This is a genomic window from Salinilacustrithrix flava (assembly GCF_041228405.1).
Classification (GTDB): domain Bacteria; phylum Actinomycetota; class Acidimicrobiia; order Acidimicrobiales; family Salinilacustritrichaceae; genus Salinilacustrithrix; species Salinilacustrithrix flava.
In genome coordinates this window covers 1,429,884-1,456,179 of record NZ_CP133888.1, presented here as the reverse complement: position 1 = coordinate 1,456,179, position 26,296 = coordinate 1,429,884, and the positions used below count along the sequence as shown (strand labels likewise).

Annotated in this window: 27 protein-coding genes; 17 read left to right on the top strand and 10 right to left on the bottom strand. The window is 73.2% G+C overall.

The annotated features are described in order from the left end of the window. Positions 1 to 3 precede the first annotated feature (3 nt). The 3 genes from RGQ06_RS07180 to RGQ06_RS07170 are packed head-to-tail and all read left to right on the top strand — an operon-like array spanning position 4 to position 2,255. Positions 4 to 1,179 (top strand): thiolase domain-containing protein, encoded by a 1,176-nt coding sequence (locus RGQ06_RS07180; RefSeq protein WP_432427251.1) that lies wholly within the window; start codon positions 4 to 6, stop codon positions 1,177 to 1,179. Position 1,180: 1 nt separating this feature from the next. Next, a complete protein-coding gene (locus tag RGQ06_RS07175; RefSeq protein WP_432427252.1) occupies positions 1,181 to 1,633 on the top strand; it encodes a Zn-ribbon domain-containing OB-fold protein in 453 nt (150 codons plus the stop codon). Between the two features lie 13 nt (positions 1,634 to 1,646). Beyond that, positions 1,647 to 2,255 (top strand): hypothetical protein, encoded by a 609-nt coding sequence (locus RGQ06_RS07170; RefSeq protein ID WP_432427253.1) that lies wholly within the window; start codon positions 1,647 to 1,649, stop codon positions 2,253 to 2,255. 29 nt (positions 2,256 to 2,284) lie between these two features. Here the strand turns inward: RGQ06_RS07170 and RGQ06_RS07165 are convergent, their stop codons facing one another. Further along, positions 2,285 to 3,358 (bottom strand): LLM class flavin-dependent oxidoreductase, encoded by a 1,074-nt coding sequence (locus RGQ06_RS07165; protein WP_432427254.1) that lies wholly within the window; start codon positions 3,356 to 3,358, stop codon positions 2,285 to 2,287. A 35-nt stretch (positions 3,359 to 3,393) separates the two neighbouring features. Here RGQ06_RS07165 and RGQ06_RS07160 point away from each other — a divergent pair, with 35 nt between their 5' ends. From RGQ06_RS07160 to RGQ06_RS07145, 4 genes are all read left to right on the top strand, one after another. Then, a complete protein-coding gene (locus RGQ06_RS07160; RefSeq protein ID WP_432427255.1) occupies positions 3,394 to 5,208 on the top strand; it encodes a M3 family oligoendopeptidase in 1,815 nt (604 codons plus the stop codon). A 29-nt stretch (positions 5,209 to 5,237) separates the two neighbouring features. Next, positions 5,238 to 6,035, top strand: coding sequence for a GNAT family N-acetyltransferase (locus RGQ06_RS07155; protein WP_432427256.1), 798 nt, complete (start codon positions 5,238 to 5,240; stop codon positions 6,033 to 6,035). A gap of 68 nt (positions 6,036 to 6,103) precedes the next feature. Continuing rightward, entirely contained in the window at positions 6,104 to 7,240 is a 1,137-nt protein-coding gene (gene menC / locus RGQ06_RS07150; RefSeq protein WP_432427712.1) for an o-succinylbenzoate synthase, read from the top strand. Positions 7,241 to 7,340: 100 nt separating this feature from the next. Further along, the gene (locus tag RGQ06_RS07145) at positions 7,341 to 7,541 is read left to right on the top strand and encodes a cold-shock protein (protein ID WP_432427257.1); all 201 of its coding nucleotides are present in this window, start codon (positions 7,341 to 7,343) and stop codon (positions 7,539 to 7,541) included. A gap of 76 nt (positions 7,542 to 7,617) precedes the next feature. Here RGQ06_RS07145 and RGQ06_RS07140 read toward each other — a convergent pair whose 3' ends face one another. Further along, positions 7,618 to 8,292, bottom strand: a complete 675-nt coding sequence (locus RGQ06_RS07140; protein WP_432427258.1) for a nitroreductase family protein — start codon at positions 8,290 to 8,292, stop codon at positions 7,618 to 7,620. A gap of 119 nt (positions 8,293 to 8,411) precedes the next feature. Here RGQ06_RS07140 and RGQ06_RS07135 point away from each other — a divergent pair, with 119 nt between their 5' ends. Next, entirely contained in the window at positions 8,412 to 8,924 is a 513-nt protein-coding gene (locus tag RGQ06_RS07135) for a hypothetical protein (protein ID WP_432427259.1), read from the top strand. Positions 8,925 to 8,981: 57 nt separating this feature from the next. Further along, entirely contained in the window at positions 8,982 to 9,566 is a 585-nt protein-coding gene (locus RGQ06_RS07130; protein WP_432427260.1) for a hypothetical protein, read from the top strand. A gap of 43 nt (positions 9,567 to 9,609) precedes the next feature. On the opposite strand, the gene RGQ06_RS07125 is transcribed toward RGQ06_RS07130, so the two are convergent. Then, positions 9,610 to 10,824: a serine hydrolase domain-containing protein gene (locus RGQ06_RS07125; RefSeq protein WP_432427261.1), complete on the bottom strand. Its 1,215-nt coding sequence runs from the start codon at positions 10,822 to 10,824 to the stop codon at positions 9,610 to 9,612. Positions 10,825 to 10,881: 57 nt separating this feature from the next. Beyond that, positions 10,882 to 11,475 (bottom strand): histidine phosphatase family protein, encoded by a 594-nt coding sequence (locus tag RGQ06_RS07120; protein WP_432427262.1) that lies wholly within the window; start codon positions 11,473 to 11,475, stop codon positions 10,882 to 10,884. Between the two features lie 68 nt (positions 11,476 to 11,543). Between RGQ06_RS07120 and RGQ06_RS07115 the strand changes: the two genes are divergently transcribed. Then, positions 11,544 to 12,629 carry a ferrochelatase gene (locus RGQ06_RS07115; protein WP_432427263.1) on the top strand — a complete coding sequence of 362 codons (1,086 nt, stop codon included), beginning with the start codon at positions 11,544 to 11,546 and terminating at the stop codon, positions 12,627 to 12,629. On the opposite strand, the gene thrH is transcribed toward RGQ06_RS07115, so the two are convergent. After that, a complete protein-coding gene (gene thrH, locus RGQ06_RS07110) occupies positions 12,613 to 13,221 on the bottom strand; it encodes a bifunctional phosphoserine phosphatase/homoserine phosphotransferase ThrH (RefSeq protein ID WP_432427264.1) in 609 nt (202 codons plus the stop codon). The genes RGQ06_RS07115 and thrH overlap by 17 nt on opposite strands. A gap of 58 nt (positions 13,222 to 13,279) precedes the next feature. Between thrH and RGQ06_RS07105 the strand changes: the two genes are divergently transcribed. The 3 genes from RGQ06_RS07105 to RGQ06_RS07095 are packed head-to-tail and all read left to right on the top strand — an operon-like array spanning position 13,280 to position 15,763. Continuing rightward, the gene (locus RGQ06_RS07105; RefSeq protein ID WP_432427265.1) at positions 13,280 to 14,518 is read left to right on the top strand and encodes a protein kinase domain-containing protein; all 1,239 of its coding nucleotides are present in this window, start codon (positions 13,280 to 13,282) and stop codon (positions 14,516 to 14,518) included. After that, entirely contained in the window at positions 14,515 to 14,964 is a 450-nt protein-coding gene (locus tag RGQ06_RS07100) for a hypothetical protein (protein WP_432427266.1), read from the top strand. Before RGQ06_RS07105 ends, RGQ06_RS07100 begins: the two co-directional genes overlap by 4 nt. After that, positions 14,951 to 15,763, top strand: a complete 813-nt coding sequence (locus RGQ06_RS07095; protein ID WP_432427267.1) for an enoyl-CoA hydratase/isomerase family protein — start codon at positions 14,951 to 14,953, stop codon at positions 15,761 to 15,763. Before RGQ06_RS07100 ends, RGQ06_RS07095 begins: the two co-directional genes overlap by 14 nt. 55 nt (positions 15,764 to 15,818) lie before the next feature. Here the strand turns inward: RGQ06_RS07095 and RGQ06_RS07090 are convergent, their stop codons facing one another. Both RGQ06_RS07090 and RGQ06_RS07085 read right to left on the bottom strand, forming a co-directional pair. Further along, positions 15,819 to 16,637 carry a hypothetical protein gene (locus tag RGQ06_RS07090; RefSeq protein ID WP_432427268.1) on the bottom strand — a complete coding sequence of 273 codons (819 nt, stop codon included), beginning with the start codon at positions 16,635 to 16,637 and terminating at the stop codon, positions 15,819 to 15,821. A 94-nt stretch (positions 16,638 to 16,731) separates the two neighbouring features. After that, positions 16,732 to 17,316 (bottom strand): hypothetical protein, encoded by a 585-nt coding sequence (locus RGQ06_RS07085; RefSeq protein ID WP_432427269.1) that lies wholly within the window; start codon positions 17,314 to 17,316, stop codon positions 16,732 to 16,734. A 113-nt stretch (positions 17,317 to 17,429) separates the two neighbouring features. Here RGQ06_RS07085 and RGQ06_RS07080 point away from each other — a divergent pair, with 113 nt between their 5' ends. Together RGQ06_RS07080 and RGQ06_RS07075 are read left to right on the top strand one after the other, a co-directional pair. Further along, positions 17,430 to 18,134 carry a response regulator transcription factor gene (locus RGQ06_RS07080; RefSeq protein ID WP_432427270.1) on the top strand — a complete coding sequence of 235 codons (705 nt, stop codon included), beginning with the start codon at positions 17,430 to 17,432 and terminating at the stop codon, positions 18,132 to 18,134. Further along, the gene (locus tag RGQ06_RS07075) at positions 18,131 to 19,429 is read left to right on the top strand and encodes an ATP-binding protein (protein WP_432427271.1); all 1,299 of its coding nucleotides are present in this window, start codon (positions 18,131 to 18,133) and stop codon (positions 19,427 to 19,429) included. The genes RGQ06_RS07080 and RGQ06_RS07075 overlap by 4 nt, the downstream gene beginning before the upstream one ends. A 48-nt stretch (positions 19,430 to 19,477) precedes the next feature. Here the strand turns inward: RGQ06_RS07075 and RGQ06_RS07070 are convergent, their stop codons facing one another. After that, positions 19,478 to 20,416 (bottom strand): cation diffusion facilitator family transporter, encoded by a 939-nt coding sequence (locus tag RGQ06_RS07070; RefSeq protein WP_432427272.1) that lies wholly within the window; start codon positions 20,414 to 20,416, stop codon positions 19,478 to 19,480. A gap of 103 nt (positions 20,417 to 20,519) precedes the next feature. On the opposite strand from RGQ06_RS07070, the gene RGQ06_RS07065 reads away from it, so the two are divergent. Together RGQ06_RS07065 and RGQ06_RS07060 are read left to right on the top strand one after the other, a co-directional pair. Continuing rightward, positions 20,520 to 22,118, top strand: coding sequence for a protein adenylyltransferase SelO (locus RGQ06_RS07065; RefSeq protein WP_432427713.1), 1,599 nt, complete (start codon positions 20,520 to 20,522; stop codon positions 22,116 to 22,118). A gap of 106 nt (positions 22,119 to 22,224) precedes the next feature. After that, entirely contained in the window at positions 22,225 to 23,187 is a 963-nt protein-coding gene (locus tag RGQ06_RS07060; protein ID WP_432427273.1) for an asparaginase, read from the top strand. Positions 23,188 to 23,251: 64 nt separating this feature from the next. On the opposite strand, the gene RGQ06_RS07055 is transcribed toward RGQ06_RS07060, so the two are convergent. Then, positions 23,252 to 25,300 carry a GMC oxidoreductase gene (locus RGQ06_RS07055; protein WP_432427274.1) on the bottom strand — a complete coding sequence of 683 codons (2,049 nt, stop codon included), beginning with the start codon at positions 25,298 to 25,300 and terminating at the stop codon, positions 23,252 to 23,254. 116 nt (positions 25,301 to 25,416) lie between these two features. Beyond that, entirely contained in the window at positions 25,417 to 26,295 is an 879-nt protein-coding gene (locus RGQ06_RS07050) for a hypothetical protein (protein WP_432427275.1), read from the bottom strand. Position 26,296: the final 1 nt, after the last annotated feature.

Below are 26,296 nucleotides of genomic sequence, written 5' to 3'. Positions count from 1 at the left end.
GCCGTGACGGGGACGATCCGGGGAGCAGCACATCTGGCGGGCGCGTACGAGCACCCCCTGCGGACGATCCCGGACCGGACCACGCCGCAGATCCACGCCGAGGTCGCGGTCGGCGCGCTGGCCGACGCCGGTCTGACGATGGGCGACGTCGACGCCTACTTCTGCGCCGGTGACGCCCCGGGCTTCGGGCCGCTCTCCATGGCCGAGTACCTCGGACTCGACCGGCTCGCCTACGTCGACAGCACCGAGATCGGTGGTTCCTCCTACGTCGCCCACGTCGGCCACGCCGCTGCCGCCATCGCCGCCGGCAAGTGCCACGTCGCGCTGATCACCCTGGCCGGCAAGCCCCGCACCGGTGGGTCCGGACCCGGCGGCAGCGGTCGCGTCGGCGACGCCCCCGAGTTCTCCTTCGAGGTCCCCTTCGGCACCTCGGTGCTGACGAACTACGCGCTCGCCGCCACCCGGCACATGCACGAGTTCGGCACGACCTCCGCGCAGCTCGCCGAGATCAAGGTGGCCGCCAGCACCCACGCCCAGCACAACCCGAACGCCTTCCTGCGCGACGTGGTCACGGTGGAGGAGGTGCTGGAGTCGCCGATGGTGTGCGACCCCCTGCACCGCCTCGACAGCTGCGTCATCACCGACGGCGGCGGGGCGCTCGTCGTCGTGTCGCCAGAGGTCGCCCGCACGCTCGATCGGCACTGCCCGGTGGTGCTCGGGCACGGCGAGGCGCCCAAGCACACCGGCAACGGGCGGATCGACCTCACCCACACGGGCGCGGTCTGGTCCGGGCCGCGGGCGTTCGAGGAGGCCGGGGTCACCCCCGCCGACGTCGACTACGCCTCGATCTACGACAGCTTCACCATCACGGTCCTGCAGACGATCGAGGACCTCGGCTTCTGCGCCAAGGGCGACGGCGGCCGCTTCGTCGCCGACGGTGGCCTGCAAGCGCCCCACGGTCGGCTGCCGTTCAACACCGACGGCGGCGGCCTGTGCAACAACCACCCCACCAACCGCGGCGGCATCACGAAGGTGATCGAGGCGGTCCGCCAGCTGCGCGGCGAGGCCCACCCGGCGGTGCAGGTGCCCGACTGCGACATCGCCCTGGCGCACGGCACCGGCGGCTCGCTCGGCACCCGCCACGGCTCGGCGACGCTGATCCTCGGACGGGAGGCCTGACATGAGCGACGCTTCCGACACCGCCGGCCAGCTCCCGGTCCCCGAACCCTGGGTCCACGCGGACGCCAAGCCGTTCTGGGACGCCACCGCCGAGGGCCGCCTGTGCCTGCCCCGCTGCAACGGCTGCGGCACCGTCATCTGGTACCCGCGCGGCTTCTGCCCGGTGTGCGCGTCGTTCGACATCGAGTGGTTCGACGCCCCCGGCACCGGCGAGGTGTACAGCTTCTCGATCCCCCGACGGGGCCAGGGCGCCTACCGCGACGCTGCGCCCTACGTGGTCGCCTACGTCGAGCTCGACCTGCCCGACGGCCTCGGCGGCGACGGTCCCGGCCCACGGATCATGACCAACCTCGTCGATTGCGATCCGTGGTCCGTCTCCGTGGGTGATCGGGTAAGGGCGGTGTTCCACCCGACCGAACGCGGCGTGGCCCTCGTCCGCTTCCGCCCAGCCTGACAAGATCGGACCCATGCGCTCCCACTCCGACGCCGACCTCGAACTCTCCGACGACCTCGACGGCAACGGCCGAGGTGCGCTGATGGGTCTGGTCACCCTCCCCTTCCGTGCCGTGGGCAGCGTCCTCGGCATCGTCGTCCGCCTGGTCGCCTTCCTCGGCCTGATCGTGGCCGTGCCGGTCCGCCTCGCCGTCGGCGCCGTCCGCACGGTCGTCAACCTCGCCTCCGACCTCGTCTACGCGCTGTGGCGCGCCGCCATGACCGTCGTGCGCGCCGTGCTCGCCGCATTCGGACTGCTGATCGGCGCCGTCATGGCCCTCATCGGCCTGGTCCGCCGCCTGATCATGGCCCTCTTCGGACTGCTGTTCACGCTGGTCGCCGCCGTGCTCAAGCTGGTGAAGCTGGCGCTCACGATCATCGCCATCCCGATCGCCGCCGTGATCGGCATCGCCATCACCATCGGTCGCGTCGTGCTGAAGATCGTCACCACGATCCTCGCCGCCGTCGTCGGCATCCTCCTGCTCCCCCTCCGCCTCCTCGGCATCGGCGGCAAGAAGGACCGGGTCGAGGTCGTCGAGGTGCGCGACGAAGCCGAGGCCAAGCACCTCCCCGACGCCGCGTAACGAACTGGCAGTGGGGGTGTAGCGGCCAGCTACAGCCGCGGCAACACGTCCGAGGCGACCAAGCGCAACGCCTCGTCCCGGGTCGCCAGCGGTGGCAGCAGCAGCACCTCGTCCAGTCCGGCTTCGTCCAGCTCGTGCAGACGGCCGACGAGCTCGTCGGCGGTGCCGACCATGCAGGACGCCTCGATGAGGCCCCGGGTCACGAAGCGCTCCTCCTCGGGCACGACCCAGCAGTTGTGGCCGCGGTGGACGAGCTGGTGGCGGATGTCCTCGGGGATCCGCTCGATCTCGGCGACGTAGTCGTCCCACACCTCGAGCACGGCCGGCTGGGTCGGCGCTTTCCCGAAGTTGCGCCACTGGTCGTAGGCGTAGTGGAGGGTGGCGATCGCGAACGCATCGCACAGGGAACGTGAGCGGGCCGAGTCCGGTGCCTCGCCCGGCTCCAGCACGACCATGGTCGTCAGGCACGCCGCACCGAACGTCCCGCGATCGATGGTGCGGCCGGCGGCATCGGCACCGGCTTCCACGGCTGACCAGATGCGGGCCATGGCGGTGGGCGTGACGTTGCCGGAGATGACGACGCCGTCGCCGTGCACGCCCGCGAGCCCGAGCGATCGCGGCCCGAAGCCGGAGACGTGGACCGGGATGTCGTGGTCGAGGTCGACGAAGCCGGCGTCGGGCATCACGTGGCGGATGCGCGTCGTACGATCCCGCCAGGTCAGCTCGGCCTCCTCGCCGCGCAGCAGCGGCCGCAGCGTGGCCAGGTAGCGGTCGAGCTCGGCGATGCGCAGCGGCGGGTGCCCCATGATCCGCATGGCCGTGTTCCCCGAGCCGATGCCGAGGAACGTGCGACCCGGCGCCAGCCGGTTGATGGTCGCGATGCTCGCCGCGGTGACCGGTTCGGGCCGGATCCCGGCGACGGCGACCCCGGTGCCGAGCCGGATGCGCTCGGTGCGGGTGGCGGCGACGGCGAGCGTGGCGTAGGGGTCGCTCCAGATCAGGTGGCTGTCGGCGACCCACGCCGACGCGTAGCCGAGCTCCTCGGCCAGCACGATGTGGTCGACATCGTCGATCTTGGCCGCCACGCACACCCCGAGCTCCATGGCACCGGACCGTAGGCGTTCCTATGCTCGGCAAGATGTCGACCGACACGCACGCACCCGAGGCCACCGGCGCGGAAGGGGTGGCGTGGGACATCGGCACCCTCGTCGACGGCGAGGGCGCGGCCGGCGTCCGCCGCCTGCTCGACGAGGCCCTGCAGTCGGCCCGCACGCTCACCGCTGAGGTGAAGGGCACGCTCGTGGACGCCGACGCTCCCACCCTCGCCGCGGCGCTCGACCGGCTGGCCGAGATCTACGAGCAGGCCCGCCGGGCGGGCAGCTTCGCCAGCCTCGACTTCGCGGTCGACACCTCCGATCCGGCTCGGGGCGCCCTCATGCAGGAGGTCAGCGAGCGCTCGGCCGCCCTGTCGGCCGAGCTGGTGTGGTTCGACCTCGAGGTGGTCGACATCGACGACGACCGGGCGACGGCGCTGCTCGACGAGCCCGCCCTCGCCGGGTACCGCCACCACCTCGAGAACCTGCGGGCCGGCAAGCCCCACGTGCTGTCCGAGGTCGAGGAGCGCCTGCTCGCCACCACCGCCCCCACCGGTCGCCAGGCCTGGGTGCGCCTGTTCACCGAGCAGACCTCGGCCATCCAGGTGGACCTGCCCGACGAGCCCGAACCGGTCCCGCTCGACGCCGGCCTCAGCCGCCTGCTCGATCCCGACCGGACCACCCGCAAGGCCGCGGCCGAGGCCGTCACCGAGGCGCTGCAACCGGGGTTGCGCACCCGCGCCTACGTGTTCAACACGCTGCTGGCCGACCGCCGCATCCAGGACGAGCTGCGCGGCTACCCGAGCTGGATCAGCTCGTGGAACCTCGACAACGAGGCCAGCGACGAGTCGGTCCAGGCCCTGGTCGACGCCGTCGTCGCCCGCTACGACATCCCGCAGCGCTGGTACCGGCTGAAGGCCCGGGTGCTCGGCATCGACACGCTCGCCGACTACGACCGCAACGCCAGCGTGGCCAGCACCAAGGCCACCATCGGCTGGAGCCGGGCCACCGAGATCGTGCGCGACGCCTACGCCTCGTTCTCGCCCGAGCTGGCCGAGGTGGTCGGACGCTTCATCGACGAGGGCTGGATCGACGCCCCCACCCGCCCCGGCAAGCGGGGCGGTGCGTTCTGCTCCTACACCGTCCCCGGTCACCACCCCTACGTGTTCCTCAACTACACGGCCACGCCCGGCGACGTGATGACGCTGGCCCACGAGCTCGGCCACGGCCTGCACGGCTACCTGGCCCGTCCCCAGGGCGTGTTCGAGCAGATGACCCCGCTCACGCTGGCCGAGACCGCCAGCGTGTTCGGCGAGACCGTCACCTTCGAGCGACTGCTGTCGATGGTGGACGACGCCGACGAGCGCTTCGCCCTGCTGGCCCAGAACCTCGAGGGCAACATCGCCACCGTCTTCCGCCAGGTCTCGATGAACCGCTTCGAGGATGCCGTCCACACGCATCGGCGCGAGCACGGCGAGCTGTCCACCGAGGACTTCGCCGACCACTGGGCCCGCACCCAGGGCGACCTGTTCGGCGACGCCATGGAGGTCACCGACGGGTACCGCAGCTGGTGGAGCTACGTCCCGCACTTCATCGGCACCCCGGGCTACGTCTACGCCTACGCGTACGGCCAGCTGCTCGCCCTGTCGGTCTACGCCCGCTACGTCGAGCGCGGCGACGAGTTCGTGCCCAAGTACCTCGAGCTGCTGGCCGCCGGCGGCTCCCGCTGGCCCGAGGACCTGGGCCGCATCGTGGACTGCAACCTGACCGACCCCGGCTTCTGGGACGCCGGCCTCGCCATCATCGACACCAAGCTCACCGAGGCCGAGCAGGCTGCCGCCGACGCCGGCCGGATCTGAGCCGGTCCGGGACGCGGGAGACGCAGCAGATGGCACACACCGCGGCCCGGTACGAGATCCGAACCGTGCGAGGCGCCGAGGCCGACCGGGCGCTCGACCTGGCCGAGTCCGTGTGGGGCCAGCGCCCACTGAACGACGCGGTGCTGCGGGCGCTCGAGCTGGCCGGCAGCTACGTCTCGGTCGCGCTCGACGGGTCCGGCCGGCAGGTCGGCATGTGCCTGGGCATCGTCGGCGTGCACGACGACCACCTCCACCTGCACTCGCACCTCGCCGCCGTCGACCCGGCCCACCGGGGTGGCGGCATCGGCCGGGAGCTGAAGCGGCACCAGCGGACGTGGTGCCTCGAGCGGGGGATCACCACCATCAGCTGGACGTTTGATCCGCTCATCCACGCCAACGCCCGGTTCAACCTCCACCACCTCGGTGCCCGGGGAGAGCGATACCTGGTCGAGCTCTACGGCGTGATGGAGGACGAGATCAACCGGGGTGACGCCTCCGACCGGCTGCTCATCCGGTGGGACCTGGAGGACGAGCGCACCGTGGCCGCCCTCGACCGCCCGCTGCCGACCCCGGCGGACGTCGACCACGCCGAGGTGGCCCTGGCCGATGACGGCGGGCGGCCCCGCCGGATGGACACCGACGCCCCGGCTCGCCTCGTCGCGACGCCGGCCGACGCCGTCGCCCTCCGCCGGGACGACCCCGAGGCCGCCCGGGCATGGCGGGTCGCGGTGCGCGACACGATGCTGCAGGCCTTCACCGAGGGCCTCGAGCCCGTGGCCGTCACCGCCGACCGCCACTACCTCTTCACCCGACCGGAGGACCGATGACCGGACCCGACCCCGCCAGCCCGACTCCGACGCGCGACACCACGACTGCCAGTTCGGATCTCCCGGGCATCGACATCGGGTCGGTGGAGCTGCGTCGCATCGAGCTGCCGCTGGTGACCCCGTTCCAGACCAGCTTCGGCACCTGGACCTTCCGCGACATCCTCCTCGTCCGCGTGCTCGCCACCGGACCGGACGGACCGGTGGAGGGGTGGGGCGAGTGCGTCGCCGGCACCCAGCCCCTGTACTCCAGCGAGTACACCTCAGCCGCCGAGGACGTCACCGTCGACCACCTGCTCCCCCGCCTGTTCGCGGCCCGGGTCCGCCACGCCGACGACGTCGCCGGCGCCCTCGAGGAGGTCCGGGGCCACCGCATGGCCAAGGCCGCCGTGGAGGCCGCGGTGCTCGACGCCGAGCTCCGAGCCGCCGGGCGCAGCATGGCCGATCACCTCGGCGCCACCGTCGACCGGGTACCCGTCGGCGTGTCCATCGGGATCCTGCCCACCATCGACGACCTGGTCGCCACCGCCGCCCGGCACCTCGACGAGGGCTACGCCCGCATCAAGGTGAAGATCAAGCCGGGCTGGGACGTGGAGCCGTGCCGGCGGTTGCGGGCCGAGCTGGGCGACGACTTCGGCCTCCAGGTGGACGCCAACGCGGCCTACGGGCCCGGCGACGTCGACACGCTGCGCGCCCTGGACGAGTTCGGCCTGCTGCTGATCGAGCAGCCGTACCCCGAGGAGCGCATCGTCGACAACATCGAGCTGGTGCAGGCGTTGCAGACCCCGGTGTGCCTGGACGAGACCATCGTCGACGAGGCCGTGTGCGACGACGTCCTCCGCCTGGGCGCCGCCGACGTCATCAACATCAAGCCGGGTCGCGTCGGCGGCCACCTCGCCGGCAAGCGCATGCACGACGCCTGCCTCGCGGCCGGCGTGCCCGTCTGGCACGGCGGCATGCTCGAGACCGGCATCGGTCGGGCCCCCAACCTGGCCCTGGCCGCCCTGCCCGGCTTCACCCTCCCGGGGGACATCTCGGCCGCCGCTCGCTACTGGGAGACCGACGTCGTCACCGAGCCGGCGGTGCTCGAACCCGACGGCACGATCCGGGTGCCGCGGGGCCCGGGGATCGGGGTCGAGGTCGACCTCGACGTGCTCGCCTCGGTGACCACGACGGCGACCCTCCACCACGCCGGTTTCACCCGCTGACCATCCGGGGGTGCGGCCGGCGCCGGTCGCGGCTACCCTTGGCCTTGCCGGTTCGTCAAATCCGACGGGTCGGTTTTCGTTATTGAGAGAAGAGATTGTTTTGGCTACAGGTACTGTGAAGTTCTTCAACGCTGAGAAGGGCTTCGGCTTCATCTCCCGCGAGGACGGCGACGACGTGTTCGTCCACTTCTCCAACATCGCCGGCGAGGGCTTCAAGTCCCTCGACGAAGGTCAGCAGGTCGAGTTCGACATCGGACCGGGCCGCAAGGGCGACGAAGCCCACAACGTTCGCGCTCTCTGAGCAACCGCACGTCGATCGAGAGCGCCGGCCCCTCGGGGTCGGCGCTCTCGTCGCGTCCGGGGTCGGTTCGCTCAGCTCAGTCGTCGAAGTCCCAGCCGTTGAACGACACCGCCGTCTCGAGCGGCTCCCGCGTGGCCCGCTTGAAGTCCGTGCCCTTCGTGTAGCCCACGCTGACCAGCGCGACCTGGGTCCACGCCTCGAACGGGATGCCGAGGATCTCGGCCGCCTGCTGCTCGAACATCAGGTGCAGGGTCGTCCACGACGTGCCCAGTCCCCGGGCCCGGCCGGCCAGCATGAAGCTCCACACCGCCGGCAGGATCGAGCCGTACGCCGCTGCGGCCGACACGGGCGGCGCTGCGTCGGTGCGCCCGGGCATGCACGGCACGAGCATCGCCGGCACCTCACCCATGCGCTCGGCGAGGTAGCGGGCCGAACCCATGACCCGCTGCTGCTGATCGAGGCGCTCGGGGTCGTCGCCCCGGTAGATCGTGGCGGCGTTGATGCCGTCGAGCTGCTCGTAGATGTCGAAGGCCTGGCGGTAGAGCTCGCCGAGCGCCTGCTTCTTGTCGGGGTCGGTGACCACCACGAAGCGCCAGGACTGGGCGTTGGATCCCGACGGGGCCTGCAGGGCCAGCTCGAGGCACTCGCGCAGGACCTCGTCCTCCACGGGGCGGTCGAAGTCGAGGCGCTTGCGAACGGCGCGGGTCGTGGCCAGGACCTCGTCGGCGGACAGGGGGAGCAGCTGCGTCATGACCGAAGGCTCGCACACCCGGCGCGTTCCGTGGCTGCTGCCAGTTCCCTGGTTCTGGCAGCGGTGGCGGAACGGTCGCCGGCTGGGAGCGGGCTGCGGGAGGTGGGCAGACTCCTCCCGTGGTCGACGTCCTCATCCTCTGCACCGGGAACGCCGCGCGCTCGGTGATGGCGGCCACGTCGCTCTCGGCGCGGCGACCCGACCTGCGCGTCGCCACGGGCGGGACCTTCGTGGTCGACGGCCAGCCGATGAGCATCCGCACGCGGGCCGCGATCGAGGGCGTCGGGCTGACGATCCCCCGGCACGCCAGCCGCCAGGTGCACCCGCCGGACCTGGACGCGGCCACCCTGGTGATGGCGCTGGCCCCGGAGCACGTGGAGTGGGTCCGGCGCACCCACCAGCCCGCGGCGCCCCGGACGGTCACGCTGCGCCGGCTGGTCGAGCACCTGCCGCCGGCACCGACCCTGACCGAGCAGGTGGCCGCGCTGCGGCCCCACGCCGTGGACCTCGAACCGTGGGAGGAGGTCGTCGACCCCGGCGGCAGCGAGGCCGACGTGTTCGCGGCGTGCGCCCGCGAGATCGACGAGCTCGTCTCCGAGCTGGCGCCCCGGCTCGCACGACCGCAGCCCTGAACCGGGCTTCCAGCGGTCTCCACGCCTCCTCCAAGCGGTCGGCGGCACGGTGACGACATGCCCCAGAACAACACCACCACCACCCGCCGGCGGGCCGTCGCGGTCGCCGCGTGCCTCCTGGCCCTCGGCCTCGCCGCCTGCGGCGACGATGACGACACCGCCACGGCCGACGAGACCACCACCACCGAGGCGGTCGACACGGAGACCTCCACCGAGGGCGAGATCGTGGAGATCACCGCCGTCGATTGGGCCTTCGAGGGCGTCCCCGAGTCGGTCGAGGCCGGCACGAAGCTGTCCCTCACCAACGAGGGCGACGAGCCCCACGAGGTGGTCGCCATCCGCATCCCGGACGAGGAGACCCGCCCGGTCTCCGAGATCGTGGCCCTCCCCGAGGAGGAGCTCGGCGCGGTCTTCGGTGGCGAGCCCGAGCCCGCCACCGTGATCCTCGCCAAGACCGGCACCACCGACACGCCCGGCGCGGTCGTCGGCGACGGCACGCTGACCGAGCCCGGTCGCTACGCCATCGTCTGCTTCCTGCCCGTCGGCGCCGATGACGCCGTGCTCGACGCCGCCGGCCCGCCGGAGAGCGACGCCCCGCCCCACGTCAGCCAGGGCATGTTCGCCGAGCTGACCGTCAGCTGATCCACCGGGAGGCCGGAGCACGCTCCGGCCTCCCCACCAGCGCTCAGTCCGCGAGCGCCCCGTACACCAGGGCCTTGAGCTGGCCTCGGAAGTCGAACGTCCCCGACGGGAGCAGCTGGGTCATGAAGACCACCGCCAGCTCCTCGGCCCGGTCCACCCAGAACGTGGTCGACGCCGCCCCGCCCCACATCATCTCGCCCGCCGAACCCACCACGCCGGTGGCGGCCGGGCCCTTGGACACCGCCATGGTCAACCCGAACCCCGCACCCGAGAACCCGACCTCCCCGTACCCCATCGGCAGGGCGAGGTCCGCCATGTCGCCGTCGCCGGGCAGGTGGTTGCTGCCCATGAGCTCGAGGGTCTTGCGCGAGATCACCCGGCGGCCGTCGAGCTCGCCACCGTTGGCCAGCATGGCCACGAACCGCAGGTAGTCGCCGGTGGTGCCGACGAGCCCGCCCCCACCGTTGAGCAGCTTGGGCTCCCGCCGGTAGGAGCTGCGCTCCGGATCGTCGACCAGCACCAGCTCCTTGCGGCTGTTGCGCCCGTAGCAGGCGGCGAAGCGGCCCAGGTCGTCCTCGGGCACGAAGAACCCGGTGTCGGCCATGCCGAGCGGCTCGAACAGCTCGGTGCGCAGGTACTCGTCGAAGCGCATGCCCGACATGACCTCGACGAGGCGGGCCGCCACGTCCATGCCGAACGAGTACAGCCACTTGGTACCCGGCTGGAAGCGCAGCGGCCATCCGCCGATGGCAGCGCCGAGGGACTCGAGGTCGTGCTCGCCGAGGAAGCCCCGGTCGGTCACGAGGTCCAGGTCCCGGTTCTCCGGGCCGTAGCCGATGCCGGACGTGTGGGTGAGCACGTCGCGCACCGTCGGCGGCCGGTGGGCGGGGACGATGCGGGAGCCCCCGTCCGGGTCGGGCTCGCGCACCTGCATGTCCCGCCACTCGGGGATCCAGCGGTGCACCGGGTCGTCGAGCTGGAACATGCCCCGCTCGTAGAGGGTCATCAGCGCGACGCCGGTGATCGGCTTGGTCATCGAGTACCAGCGCCAGATCGTGTCCTCGGTGACCGGCTGGTCCCGCTCCCGGTCGCGCTGGCCGAAGGACTCGAAGTAGCCGAGCTCCCCGTGGCGCAGCACGGCCACCTGCGCGCCGGCGATCTTGCCCGGCCCCAGGTAGCGCTGCTCCAGGTGCTCGGCGATCCGGCCCAGGCGCGTGGCGTCCAGTCCGGCGGCGTCGGCGTCGACCTTCATGTGCATCCCCCTGATCGTGCGGTCGCCACACCGTAGGCGCGTACTTGACCCGCGGGTCAGGATCTACACGTCGCGGAGGTGGGCGACCTCGTTCAGGCTCACGACCATGCGGTGGCCCCGCCGGGAGGCGCGGATCCGGTTGATGCTGGTGTAGCCGGGCTCGAAGAACAGCAGGTCGTCGATGCCGAGCACATGGGCGACGTAGGCGTTGATCACGCCGCCGTGGCACACGATCGCAGCCGTGCCGCCGGCGTTGGCGGCGATGATCTCCTCGACCGCGGTCACCACGGTCGACTGGAACTGCTCGGGCGTGAGGTCGCCGTCGCCGAAGTAGCCCCCGTCGACGATCTCCTGCCAGCGCGGGTCACCGGCCGCCTTCAGCTCCTCCATCGGCACGTAGGAGTCGGCGTCCTTGTCGAACTCGGCGACGCCCTCGTGCACCACTGCGTCCAGCCCGCGGTGGGTGGACAGCGGTGCTGCGGTCTCCCGGGCCCGGGCCATCGGGCTGACGACCAGCGCATCGAGGGGTTCCGGCTCGAGCCAGCGCACCAACGACGCGGACTGGCGGTGGCCGACGTCGGACAGCGGCGGGTCGGCCGGACCGGCTGCGCCCTCCACCCGGATGGGCAGCGCGTGGCGGATCAGGAGAAGCTCCATCGGGTCAGCCTGACCGGGCCCGCGCTCGCGGGCCCAACCGCCGTCCGGACCGGGTAGACACGCATGCGATGACACCGGCCTTCGATGCGATCCTGCTGCTCAGCTTCGGCGGGCCCGAGGGCCCCGACGACGTGGTCCCGTTCCTCGAGAACGTCACCCGCGGCCGCGGCGTCCCCCGCGAGCGGTTGGAGGAGGTGGCCGAGCAGTACCTGCGCTTCGGTGGCCGCAGCCCGATCAACGACCAGAACAAGGCCCTGCTCGAGGCGCTGCGGGCCGAGCTCGACCGGCGCGGCCACGACCTGCCGCTGCACTGGGGCAACCGCAACTGGGCCCCCTTCGTCGAGGACGTGCTGGGCGAGATCACCGCGGCCGGCCACCGGCGGGTGCTGGCCGTGAGCACGTCCGCGTACTCCTCCTACTCCGCCTGCCGGCAGTACCACGACGACATCGACCGGGCGGTCGCTGCGGTTCGCGACGCCGGCGGGGATCCCCCGTCGGTGGAGAAGGTGCGCCCGTACTGGAACCACCCCGGCTTCGTGCTGGCGATGGTCGAGCGGGTCCACGCCGCCCTCGAGGCGCTGCCGGCGGGCGACCGCAACCGGGCCCGACTCGTGTTCACCGCCCACTCGGTGCCGCTGTCGATGGCAGAGACCTCGGACTACCAGGCCCAGCTGCTCGATGAGGCCACGATGATCGTCGAGCGCGTGGCGGTGCCTCGCACCGGCGCCGCTGCGGCCGGGGCCGACGACGACCGCGGCTGGGACCTCGTGTACCAGTCCCGCTCCGGCCCTCCCCAGGTGCCGTGGCTCGAGCCCGACATCGTCGATCACCTCACCGCCCTGCACGAGCGGGGTGAGGACGTCGTGATCGTCGTGCCGATCGGGTTCACCTCCGACCACATGGAGGTCGTGTACGACCTCGACACCCAGGCCGCGGAAGCAGCCGAGGCGCTCGGGATGACGATGGTCCGGGCCGGCACGGTGGGCACCCACCCGCTGTTCGTGCGCGGTCTGGTCGACGTGCTCGAGGAGCACCTCATCGGACGCTTGCCCGCCGCGCTCGGTGCGCTCGGGCCGCGGGTGAACCCGTGCCGTCCGGGCTGCTGCCCGGCGCCGCCGCGGCCGGCGGGTCGGCCGGCTACAGCTCGGCCGTGAGGGCGTCGAGCAGCTCGTCGTAGCCGGTCATCGCCCGGAACTGCGGGAACTCGGCGATCACGTTCTCCGGGGCCCGGAACAGGAAGCCGGCGTCGGCGGCGCCGAGCATGGTGGTGTCGTTGTAGGAGTCGCCGGCGGCGATCACCTTGTACTCGAGCGACTGGAACGCCTTCACCGAGCACTGCTTCTGGTCGGGCTGGCGCAGCCGGTAGTCGACGATGCGGTCGTCCTCCACCACGAGGCGGTGGCAGAACACGGTGGGCATGCCGAGCTGGCGCATGAGCGGGGCGGCGAACTGCTCGAAGGTGTCGGAGAGGATGATCACCTGGGTCCGCGCCCGCAGCTCGTCCAGGAACGCCTTCGCTCCGGGCAGCGGCTCGAGGCCGGCGATCACGTCCTGCACCAGCGACATCGTCAGCCCGTGCTCGTCGAGGACGTCGAGGCGGTACCGCATCAGCACGTCGTAGTCGGGCTCGTCCCGGGTGGTGCGGCGAAGCGCGTCGATGCCGGTGCGGTCGGCCACGGCGACCCAGATCTCTGGTACGAGCACGCCCTCGAGGTCGAGGGTGACGATGGTCTGCCGGTCTGCCACGGCCGCCGAGTCTGCCATCGGTGGTCTGGACCGCCCGTGCCCGGGGTATCTCCCGCAGGTGACCCCCGGCGGAGCCGACTTCCCTGCCGTGCCCCTCGTGCGCACCGACCTGGCCGAGCCGACCGTCGCCGACCGCTACGAGCTGCGCTCCGTCCTCGGCTCGGGGGGCATGGGCACGGTCTGGGAGGCCTACGACATCCGCCTCGGCCGCACGGTTGCGCTGAAGGTCCTGCGCGACGACCTGCCGCCGTCGGCGACCATGCAGCTCGAGCGCGAAGCCCGGGCCGCCGCCCGGATCACCGATCCCCGGGTCGTCACCGTCCTCGACCTCGACCGCACGGCCGACGGCAACCCCTACCTGGTGCTCGAGTACCACGAGGGCCGCACCCTGGCCGAGGAGCTGCGCGAGGGGCCCCTCCCCCCCGACCGCCTCGAGCGCCTCGTCGACGACCTCCTCGGCGCCCTCGCCGCTGCCCACCGCTGCAGCGTGCTGCACCGGGACGTGAAGCCGGCCAACGTCCTCTCGGGCCACGACGGCTTCCGGGTCACCGACTTCGGCCTGGCCAGCCTCGACGACGACCAGTCCACCGAGACCGACATCATGGGCACGCTCGTCTACGTGGCCCCCGAGCGACTGGACGGGGCGCGGGGCTCGACCCGCTCCGACGTGTTCTCCGCCGCCGTCGTGATCCACGAGGCCGCCAACGGGGTCCAGCCCTTCCGCCGCGGCCAGCCGGTGGAGTCCATCGCCGCGCTCCGCACCGCCGACGCACCGCCGCTCCCGGACTCCGTCCCCGAGCGCCTGCGAGCCGTACTGGAGCAGGCGTTGTCGCCCGATCCGGCAGCACGGCCCGAGGACGCCAACGCCATGCTCGCCGCCATCCGCTCCGGCGCCCCCCTCACCGCCGACCCCACCGTGAGCCTGGACGCCACCTCCGTGCTGCCCGGGGCGGCGCCAGCCCGGCCCGACGTCACCCCCGACGCCGCTCGGGCCGACACCGCCCAGCACGACCTCGCCGAGCGCACCGTCGCCGTCCCCGCCTCGGCCGTCCCCACCGCCGACGCTCCTGCCGACCCGGGCCCCGGGCCCCTGGAGGGCATCCGGAGCTTCCTCGACCGGCACGGCCGACGTCCCGAGGTCATCATCGGTCTCGTCGCCGCCATCCTCCTCCTGCTCCTGCTGCTCACGGTCTCCCTCGACGGTGGCGACGACGCCGACCCGGCCGCCGACGCCGGCTCCGGCGCACCCGCCTCCCTGGACGACACGCTCGACCGCATCGAGGAGCTCGGCCGGTGATCGCCCGTCTGGCGGCCGCTGTGGCCGCCGCCCTCCTCCTGGTCGCGTGCGGCGACGACGCCGACGGCCGCTACGACGCGCGGGTCGACGAGGTCCGCGGCGCGATCGAGGCCGGCGACCGCGAGGGCGCGCTGGCCGCGCTGGAGCAGCTCGGCACCGAGGGGTTCTACGCCCACGCCGAGGGCGAGATCACCGACGACGAGGTCGCCGAGCTCGCCGGCCTGATCGAGCACGCCCGCGCCCAGGTCGACCAGGAGCTCCCACCGCCCACGACGACCACCGAGGCGACGACGACCACCACGACCACCACCACCGCCCCACCGGCCACCCCGCCCGCCCCCGTCTTCGAGGATGATGACGACGACGACGACCGGGACGACGACGACAAGAAGAACAAGGGCCGGGGCAACGGTCGCGGCGAAGATGGGGACGATGACGACGACTGATCCCTATGCCGACTTCGACGAGCTGACCTTCGACCGACCTGCCGACGGGGTGCTGCGCATCACCCTGGACGCCCCCGGTCTCAACTCGGTCAGCGCCGCCATGCACCGCCAGCTCGCCGATGTGTGGCTGGCCGTGGACCGCGACCCTGAGACCCGCGTCGCCCTGCTCCGCGGCGCCGGCAAGGGGTTCAGCTCCGGCGGCAGCTTCGACATGATCGAGACGATCATGGATGACCCCGAGTTCCGCCTGCGGGCGATGCGCGAGGCGCGGGATCTGGTCTTCAACGTGATCGGGTGCAGCAAGCCGATCGTGTCGGCCATGCACGGCCCCGCCGTCGGCGCCGGCCTCGTCGCCGGCATCCTCGCCGACGTCTCCGTCGTCGGCCGCACCGCTCGCATCATCGACGGCCACACCCGCCTCGGCGTCGCCGCAGGCGACCACGCCGCCATCTGCTGGCCGCTCATGGCCGGGATGGCGAAGGCCAAGTACTACCTGCTCACCTGCGACACCCTGACCGGCGAGGAGGCCGAGCGCATCGGCCTCGTCTCGCTCTGCGTCGAGGACGACGAGGTCCAGGACCGGGCCATGGAGGTGGCGGTGAAGCTGGCCAACGGCGCCCAGTCCGCCATCCGCTGGACCAAGCACACGCTCAACCACTGGTTCCGGGCCCAGTCCGCCACCTTCGACGCGTCGCTGGCCTACGAGTTCCTCGGCTTCGCCGGTCCCGACGCCCGCGAGGGCCTCGCCTCCCACGCGGAGAAGCGGGACCCCGACTTCACGGGTCCCGCCGAATCCTGACCTCCGCTGGTTCTGATCGGACCGGATCCGGTCCGATCAGGACCAGCGAAGCCGTTCAGTCGTCATCCCCGTCGTCGTCCCGGTCATCGTCGCCGTCGTCGTCGAGGTCGTCGTCGTCCCGGTCTTCGTCGCCGTCGTCGTCCCGGTCGTCGTCTCGATCGCCATCGCGGTCGTCACCGACCTCGACCCGATCGTCGCGGTCCACGTCGCCACCGTCGTCGTCGACGTCGTCGGTGGTCGCCGGCGCCGTGGGGGCGGGGGTGCCGACGAAGACCTCGGACCCGGTCCGGTCGTCGGTGGCGTCGTCACGGACCCGGACCCGCTCGCGGATCTGGCCGTCCTCGATCTCGACGTCGACCTGCACCCGGACGCTGCCCTGGCGGAAGTCCAGGTCCAGCTCGTGGCCGGCGGCCTGCTCGACGTCGACCGCCCATCCCGCAGCGGGTGCGGCTGCCACGAGGCGGAAGCCGGTGCCGTCGAAGGTGTAGGAGACCGTCCCCGCCGAAGCGGCGGCGAAGGAGCGGGTCCCGGTGGCCGGTGCGGCGGACGGGGTGGCGTCACCCGATGGCGGGGTCGGGTCGGGTGCGGCTGCGGGCGGGACGACCCCGGCGCAACGCGGGTCCGAGGCGTGCTCGGCCTCGTCGCAGGGACCGGAGATGTCGATGCCGGACGCGCCGTCGGCGCTGTCGTCGGGGGCGCTGGATCGTGCATCGTCGCTGGTGGACGACGTCGGGCTCGACGACGCCGACGACAGCTGGGTGGGGGCCGTCGACGAGGTCGACACCGCACCGCTGCTGGCGGCGACCACGCCGCCGAGGGCGAGGAGGCCGGCGGTGGCGACCGCAGCGACCGGGACGGGGATGGGGAGCTTCATGGTGGTCCTCCTGGAGCAGGTGGGGATGGTGTCGCCACCGTCTCCGATCCCAGACCAAGGCGGCCTCCGACGGACCTGAAGCCCACCTCAAGGCTCACTCGCCGTCGGGGCGCTCCTCGATGCGGTCCTGGGGCCCGCCCTCCCACCAGCCCTCGAGGCGGCTCTCGTGGGCGTCGTTCTCGAACTCGATCTTCACGCCGTTGCCGTGCTCCGGCTCGATCTCCACGTCGAAGCCCTGCGCCGGGTTGGCGAACACGACGGTCACGCCGCTCGGCGTGAACCGCAGTGAGGCCGTCCCGCCCACGAGCGTGTAGGTCCGGGTCTCACCGGCCGGTGCGGCCGTCGGCGGCGGCGCGGTGGTCGCCGGTGGGACGGTGGTGGTGGTGGGCGCGGGACCGGGGGCAGAGGTGGCGGGCACGGCGGCGTCCGAGCCGACCTCGGTGGTGGCGGTCTCCTCGGTCGACGGCAGCGTCGTGGACGTCGACGACCCGGGCGCGGTCGAGGCCACCTCGGCCAGACGCTCCTCCACCTCGGCCGACGCCAGCGCGGCCGGCCGCTCCTCGGTGACGGACCGTCCGACGAGGGCGACGCCCCACGACGCGACCGCGACGGCGATCACGGCCGCGGCGACCCAGGCCACCGCCAGCGGGATGGCGCGACGGGCGCGATCGGCGGGCACGTGCCCATTCTGCGCCCGGGCCCGGTCAGCCGCAGCCCAAGGGAACCTCAAGGAACGGTGAAGCCCTCCGCTGGACCCGGCACCGGCGGCCGGGCCGCCGTACCGTGCCGGCCATGGCGTCGGTGCTCGTGGTGGAGGACGATCAGCACATCCGCGAGGCGGTCGCCCGCAGCCTCGTCGACGCCGGCCACGCGGTGCGGACCGAGCCGACCGCTGCCGCCGCCCTCACCGCGGTGGTCGACTGGCGGCCCGACGTGGTGGTGCTCGACCTCGGCCTGCCCGACATGGACGGGAGCCAGGTGCTGCCCATGCTGCGCAGCGTGTCCGACGTGCCCGTCATCGTGGCCACCGCCCGGGACGACGAGCAGGAGATGGTGCGGCTCCTCGACGCCGGCGCCGACGACTACGTGGTCAAGCCGTACTCGGGCGAGCAGCTCGTCGCCCGCATCCGTGCCGTGCTCCGGCGCCGGTCGCCCGATGGAAGCGCGCCCGGTCCGCTCCGGGTCGGCGGCCTGGCCGTCGACGTGGCCCGACGGGTCGCCACCGTCGAGGGTCAGCCGCTGGAGCTGAGCCGGCTCGAGTTCGACCTGCTCGCCCACCTCGTGGCCCGTAGCCCCGAGGTCGTTTCGCGGCGCGAGCTGCTCGCCGAGGTCTGGCACCAGCCCCACGGCGGTGGAGACAAGACCGTGGACGTGCACCTGTCCTGGCTGCGACGGAAGCTGGGCGAGACCGCGGCCGAGCCCCGCTACCTGCACACGATCCGCGGCGTCGGGATCAAGCTGGAGGACCCGACCGCCCGGGAGAGCGGCTCGGGGTGAGGCGCCGCCTGCTGCTGGTCGTCCTGGCGGCCAGCTCGCTCGTCGTGGTGGCCTTCGCCGTGCCGCTCGGCCTGCTGGTGCGCACCGTCGCGGAGGACCGGGCGATGGACGCTGCCGAGCGCGACGCCGCGGCTCTGGCCCCGGTGCTCGCCCTCACCGATGACGTCGAGCGCCTCACCGCAGCCGTGGAGCGGACGTCCACGGGGTCCGACGGTCGACTCGTGGTCTGGCTGCCCGACGGCCGGGTCATCGGCGGGACCGGAACCGACGAGCGCGAGCTCGAGGAGGCAGCCGCCCGCTCCCTGGCCCTGGCCCGCACGGGCCTCGGCTTCTCCGAGTCGGTCGGCGACGGGGTGGACGTGTGGGTGCCGGTCGTTCTTGGCGAGGACTCGGTGGCCGCCATCCGGGCCCACGTGCCCGGGGAGCTGCGCCGGGACGGTGTGGCGACGTCGTGGCTGGCCCTGGGCGGCGTCGCGGTCGTGCTCGTGATCGGCTCGTGCGTGGTGGCCGACCGCCTGGCCCGCTCCCTCACCCGGGACGCCGGCGAGCTGTCCGCCACCGCCCGTGCGCTCGCCGAGGGCGACCCCCTGGCGCGCGCCGCGACCAGCGACACGCCGGAGCTGGCCGCCGCGGGCCGTGCCCTCAACCTGCTGGCCGATCGCATCGACGAGCTGCGCTCGGCGGAGCGCGAGCGGGTCGCCGACCTCTCCCACCGCCTGCGCACGCCGCTCACCGCCCTGCGCCTGGACGCCGAAGCGAGCGGGTCCCCGAGCCTCAGCGCCGGCGTCGACCGCCTCGAGGCCGCGGTCACCGAGCTGGTGCAGGCCGCTCGCCGGCCGCTGCACGGCGCGCCGGTGGCGGCCACGACCGACCTGGCGGCCGTCGTCCGGGCGCGCACCGACTTCTGGTCCCTGCTCGCCGAGGAGGACGGCCGGGCCTGGACCGTCGACGTGCCGGCGGGGCCGGTGCCGGTGCGGGCCGACGCCGACGAGCTGGAGGCGGTGCTCGACGCCCTCCTCGGCAACGTCCACAGCCACACCCCGGCCGGCGCCCCCTACGCCGTCTCGCTCACGGTCGATGCCGGACGGGCGCTGCTCGCGGTGGACGACGCCGGTCCCGGCATCGCCGATCCGGCGCGAGCCCGGGGGCGCGGCGTGTCCGGGGGCGGCTCCACCGGGCTCGGCCTCGACATCGCGACCCGCGTCGCGACCGACGCCGGTGGCGACCTGCGCGTCGACGTGGCGCCGTCCGGCGGGGCGCGGATCGTCCTCGACATCCCGGTGACCACCCCCTGACTTCTGGCAGCGGCCACGGAACGCCGTTCCGCCGTCGCTGCCAGATCGCTACCACTCGAGCTCGTCGCACCCCGTGTGGTCGGAGGGCTCCACCTGCAGCGTGGCGTGGGCGATGCGGTAGCGGTCCTGCAGGAGCGCCCGGGCCTGGTCCAACACGTCGTGGCCGTCGACCCCTGGCTCCACCACCAGGTGTGCGGTGGCGTTCTCCATCTCGGAGGTGAGCGTCCACACGTGGAGGTCGTGGACGTCCAGCACGTCGGGCAGGGCGGCCAGGTCGGCGCGCAGAGCCACCAGGTCGATGGTCGGCGGGGCGGACTGCAGCAGGATCCGGACGGCCTGGCGACCGAGGCGGACCGTGCGGGGCAGGATCCACAGGCCGATGAGCGCGCCGACCAGGGGATCCACCCAGGTCCAGCCGAACAGCTCGAGGAGCACCGCGGCGACGATCACGCCCACCGAGCCGAGGGTGTCGGCCACCACCTCGAGGTAGGCGCCCTCGACGTTGATGGACTCCTTGGCCCCCTCGCGGAGCAGGGCGAACGCCACCAGGTTCACGAGCAGGCCGAGGACGGCCACGACCAGCATCGGTCCGGTGTCGATCTCGGGATCGCCGCCGATGCGCCGCACCGCCTCGACGAGGATGTAGACGGCGACGCCGACGAGCAGCAGCGCGTTGACGAAGGCAGCGAGGATCTCGAGGCGGTAGAGACCGAAGGTGTGCTGGCTCGTCTCGCTCCGGTGGGCGGCGCCGGCCTGGTGCCGGTCGGCGAGCTGGATCGCGGCCAGCGCCATGCCGAGGCCGACGACGTCGGTGAGCATGTGGCCGGCGTCGGAGAGCAGGGCGAGGGAGTTGGTGAGCACGCCCGCCACCGCCTCGACCACGAAGAAGACGGCGATCAGCCCGAAGGAGATCGCCAGCCGGCGTCGGTGCCGGGTCCCGGCCCGTTGGCCGGCGAGGCCGTGGCCGTGGTCGTGCCCTGCTCCCATCGGGGGCCAGGTTACGGAGCGCCGGGTTGGCGGACCCGACCCGCGGCCTCAGACTGGGTGGATCACCGAGCTCCAGACCGACCTCGCCGCCCAGCCGTCCCCGCTGTTCGACGCCCTGACGTGGGACGACCGCTTCGTCCGCGGCCTCCCGGGTGACGCCCGGTCCGAGGTCTTCCCTCGCCAGGTACCCGGCGCAGCGTGGTCCCCGGTGCGCCCCACGCCCGTCACCGCGCCACGGCTTCGGGCCTGGTCCCCGGAGGTCGCTGGCCCGCTCGGTCTGCCGGCGTCCCCCAGCCCGGCGGAGTCCGACGAGATCGCCCGGGTGCTGTCCGGCAACTCGGTCGTCGAGGGGATGACCCCGCGCGCCGACCGGTACGGCGGGCACCAGTTCGGCAACTGGGCCGGCCAGCTCGGTGACGGGCGCGCCATCGCCCTCGGCGAGGTCGTCGACGCCGACGGCACGAACCAGACCCTGCAGCTGAAGGGTGCGGGGCCCACGCCCTACTCCCGCTCCGCGGACGGTCGCGCCGTGCTGCGCTCGTCGGTGCGCGAGTTCCTGTGCAGCGAGGCCATGCACCACCTCGGCGTGCCGACCACCCGCGCCCTGTCGCTCGTCACCACCGGCGACCAGGTCGTGCGCGACATGTTCTACGACGGCCACCCCGCGCCCGAGTCCGGCGCCGTCGTGTGCCGCGTCGCCCCGTCGTTCACCCGCTTCGGCACCTTCGAGCTGCCCGCGTCCCTCGGCGAGGAGGACCTCCTCCGCCAGCTCGTCGACCACACCCTCACCCACGACTTCCCGCACCTCGGCACGCCCCGCGACGACCAGCACCGCCGGGAGCTCATGGTCGACCTCTTCGACGAGGTCTGCCGGCGGACCGCGTCGCTGATGATCGACTGGATGCGGGTGGGCTTCGTCCACGGGGTGATGAACACCGACAACCTGTCGATCCTCGGCCTCACCATCGACTACGGGCCCTACGGCTGGCTCGAGCCCTACGACGAGGGCTGGACCCCCAACACCACCGACCGGCACATGAAGCGCTACCGCTACGGCACGCAGCCGATCGTGGCCCAGTGGAACCTGTCCCGCCTCGGCGGGGCCTTCCACGTGCTCGTCGGCGACGCCACCATGCTCGAGGCCAGCCTCGGGTCCTACGCCGCCACGATCGAGCAGGAGCTGCCCCGGGCGTGGCTGGCCAAGCTCGGCATCGGGGTCGACGGCATCGTGGCCGAACCGGACCGTCGGCTGGTGGCCGAGCTCCACGAGGTGCTGTCGAGCACCGAGATCGACAGCACGATCTTCTTCCGCTCGCTGCCCGACGTGGCCACCCTCGACCGCACCGCCACCGATCGCTCGCTGGTCGAGCCGGTGCTCGCGGCGAGCTACGCCCCCGACGAGATCACCGGCGACGTGCTGGCCGGCCTCGCCGGCTGGTTGCGCCGCTGGCGCGACCGCCTCGACGTCGACGATCCTCGCGCCACCATGGACGCCGTGAACCCCAAGTACGTGCTGCGCAACTACCTGGCCCAGCTGGCCATCGACGCGGCCGAGCAGGACGACGACAGCCTCATCGCCGAGCTCCACGACACGCTGCGCCGGCCCTACGACGAGCAGCCCGGGCGCGAGCGCTTCGCCGAGAAGCGACCGGAGTGGGCCCGCGAACGGGCCGGCTGCTCGATGCTCTCCTGCAGCTCGTAGAACCTGTGCGGATCCGTCACATCCACCGTCGATCCGGGCTGGCGGCTCCGCCGCCGAAGGGCACCGTGACATGGGTCCCCTCGCCTGTCGGCTCGGGTCCTCCGACATGACCGAACCGCTCATGGTCGAGCTCTGGCGCGGCCCGCACGTCGAGAGCCGCCACGTGGTCCACGCCGTCGTCGCCGACGTCGAGGGCAACGTCACCCGGTGCTGGGGCGACCCGGACCGGCTCACCCACCCGCGCTCGGCGGTGAAGCCCCTGCAGGCCCTGCCCCTGGTGGAGACCGGTGCCGCCGATGCGTTCGATCTCGGCCCCGTGCAGCTCGCGCTCGCCTGCGCCTCCCACAACGGCGAACCCGGCCACGTCGCCGCGGTCGATGCCTGGCTCACCCGCATCGGGTGCACCGCCGACGACCTCGAGTGCGGTGTCGAGCAGGCCCACCGCGACGTCGACCCGGGGGCCACCGCGGCCCGCAACAACTGCTCGGGCAAGCACGCCGGCTTCCTCACCGTCGCCCGCCACCTCGGCGTCGACACCGCCGGCTACATCCAGCCCGGCCACCCCGTGCAGGAGCTGGTCCGGGCCGCGCTCGCCGAGACCACCCGGACCGCGCTCGACCCGGCCGAGGCCGGCATCGACGGCTGCGGCATCCCGGTCCACCCGATGCCGCTGCACGCCATCGCCACCGCGGCGGCCGGGTTCGGCACACCGACCGAGTGGCCGCCCGCGCGCGTTGACGCGGCCCGACGGCTGGCCGCCGCCATGGTCGCCGAACCTTGGTTCGTCGCCGGCACCGGCCGCCTCTGCACCGACCTCCTCGCCGCGGCGGACGGCGAGGTCCTCGTGAAGACCGGCGCCGAGGGCGTGCAGCTCGCCGTCGTCCCCCGCCTCGGCCTCGGCATCGCCATCAAGGCCGAGGACGGCAGCCGCCCGGCGTCGGAGGTCGCGCTCGGCCACGTGCTGGCCGAGGTCGAGGGCACCGACCGCACCGAGGTGTTCGACCCCCGCCGGCGCATCACCAACCACGTCGGCACCCACGTCGCCGACCTCCGCGTCGCCCCCACCTGAAGCTGGCAACGGAACCTGGAACTGGCAGTGCTGCGGTAGCGCGCTACACCACGACTGCCAGTTTTCAGAGGCGGGTCAACGTCATGGCGAGGCGGTGGGCGAGCGCCATGATCGTGAGGACGGGGTTCACCGACCCGTTGGTGACGTGCACCGACGCGTCGGCGACCCAGAGGTTGTCGTGGCCGTGGACCCGTCCGTCGGGGTCGGTGACCGACGTGGCCGGGTCGGTGCCCATCCGGCACGTGCCGGCCTGGTGCTGGCCGGCGAGCAGCCCGGTGGGGATGCGGTCGTTCCACGTGCGCCGGGCACCGCTCGCCTCCATCCACGCCCGCGACCGGTCGGCGATGTGGCGGGTGGTGCGCACGGTCTCGGGGTGGGCCTCGCCGGTCAGGCGGGCGACGGAGCGGCCGAGGCCGTCGCGCACGTCGGGGGCGAGCGTGACCCGGTTGCCGGGCCGGGGCACCTCCTGGACCTGGGCGAACAGGTGGCCGGTGGTGCGGTAGGTGTCGCGCATCGCTGCCTTCGCCGCCGCACCCCACCGCGGCGCGTCCGGGGGCAGCGCCCAGGACCAGTGGACGATGGGCAGCTTCACCATCTCGTTGGCAACGACCCCGCCGCCCACGAGCGGGACGCCGTCGGCGTCCGCGTTGCCGTGGGCGAGGTCGAGGGTGGCGATGCTCACGCCGGGTCCGTCGGGGTCCACCACCGGGTGGTCGAAGGTGCCGAAGGCGGACACGAAGGCGTGCCCCTGGAGGTGGCGGCCGACCTGATCGGTGCCGTTGCCCAGCCCCCCGGGGTGGTGGTCGCTGCGGCTGGCGAGCAGCAGGCGGGCCGTCTCGATGGCACCGCACGCCACGACGACGTGGCCGGCTCGCACGGACCGCGAGGTACCGGTGGCCTCGTCGACCAGCACGGCACCGGTCACCCTGCCCCCAGCATCGGTCGTGATCTCCACCGCCCGGCACCCGGTGACCAACGAGGAGTTGCCCGTGGCCAGGGCCCGGGGCAGCACGGTGTTGTGCGAGCCGTTCTTGGCATCGACCGGGCAGGAGAAGCCGACGCATTCGCCGCATCGCACGCAGCGGGCCCGGCCGGCGTGGGGCACCGAGTTCAACAGCATGGGCACCGACCCGGTGGACAGGCCCAGCGAGCTCGCGCCCTGGGCGAGGGTGGCGGCCTCGGCGTTCGCCGGCAGCGGCGGCATCGGGTACCCGCGCCGGCGGGGGGCCAGCGCCCGGTGGCCGGCGGGGTCGCCGCACACGCCGACCTCCCACTCGACCCAGTCCCAGTGGTCGACCAGGTCGTCGTGGGTGATGGGCCAGTCGGCCAGCGAGGACCCCTCCGGCACCCCGTAGGTCGAGGCCATCCGGAAGTCGTCGGGCAGGAACCGCCACGCCATCCCCTGGTACACGCGGGTGCCGCCACCCACGACCATGGCGTCGTTGTGCCAGCGGGGGTCGTGGGGTGCCTCGACCACGGCCGTCCCGTCGGCCGACCCGACCACCCGCGGGTTCCCCGGGGCCGAGGGGCCGGTGTTGTTCCCGTGGATGCTCGTGCGGTGGTTGCGCAGGTGATCCCGTCCGACCTCCAGGGCGCGCCGATCCTCCCCGCGCTCGACGACCAGCACCCGCGCACCGGCCTCGGCCAGCACGCACGCCGCCACACCCCCGCCGGCGCCGGCACCGAGCACGAGCACGTCCCAGGCGTCGTCGACGTCGTCGAGCGCCGAGGTCCGCAGCACCGGCTCGACCACCGGCGCACCGGGTCCACGACCGGGCTGGGGTCGGTACCCGATCATGCGGGCGCCGACGCCGAGGCCATCGCCGTAGTAGGCGCGCGCCGCGGCCTGGACGAGCACGTCCCTGCGCTCGGGGTCGAGCGCGGCGATCAGGGCGTCGACGTCACCGGGTGCGAGCGCCGCGAGGTCACCGCCCGCACGTCGCCTGAGCTCCTCGACGGCGGCGAGGATCCGATCGTGGCCGGCCGCGGTGGTCGGATCAGCCGCCAGCTCGAGGAGGTACCGATCCAGGCCGGCGGCGGAGACCGCCGGCCAGACGTCGTCGGGGACGAGTCGGTCGAAGACTGCGTGCAACCCTTCCGCCGGCACGTCCATGGGAGGGAGGCTACGGGGGTGCGAAGAGGCCCCGGGGGCGGGTCCCCGGTGCCGCTCGATGTCCTCGAACGAGGGAGCTGTGCTCCCGTGCGCTCAGGGGCGAACGGCGCCGGCCGTCACGGCCGGGACGGAGTGCGTTGCTCGTCGGCTGGCGGTGCCCCGGGCTCCGGCAGCGGCTCCGTGGGCTGCTCGGGGGCGCCGTCGGGCGCATCGCCGCCGGTCTCAGGACCGGACGGACCGCTGGGATCGCCGGCCTGCGGAGGTGCCGGCTCGGCATCGGGCTGGGGTTGCGCCGGAGGCCCCTCGGGTACCGGTGGGGAGTCGGGTGCCGCATCCGAGGTGGGGGCCGGAGCGTCGGCGGCACCGCGACGCTCGTCCGCCGGTGCCGCAGGATCGACGGTCTCGGTGCGACCGGGTGTGGGCGCCGGCGCCGGTGTGGCCGCAGGCTCGGAGCGGTCGAGCTCCGTCGTCCGCTCGCCGCCTGCGGTCCAGCGGTCGTCCATGGGAGCGGGGGTCGCCGGCAGGTCGACGGCATCGGGGAGCTCCGGTGTCTCCGGAACGGTCGACGGCACGGTCTGGGCCGGCCGGGTGTGGGGCAGCAGCGGCACGTCGACGACCTCGCTGGCGTGGAGACCGCCGATGGTGGCCGCGGCAACGGCACCCCCGAGGACGACCTTGCCGGTGATCGTGGCCGCGAAGGCGGCCACGCCGACGGCGACGCGCCGGCCGAGGGGCACCGCAGGCACCGCGACAGGGCCCACGCGAGGGCGGGGGGTCGGTTCGAGCGCCACGGCCGGATCGTCGCCGGTCCCGGCGAAGGCGGCCAAGGCCGGCGATCGGGGACGCTCACCTTCCGGCAGGTAGGCGGCGCGCACGTCCTGGACGATCGCGGCGACGGCCGGGTCGTCGGACTCGCCGCGCAGGGCAGCGTCGAGCGGGTCGCGGGTCAGGCCGAACAGGTGCATCTCGTCAGGAGGAACGTCATCGAGGGTCATC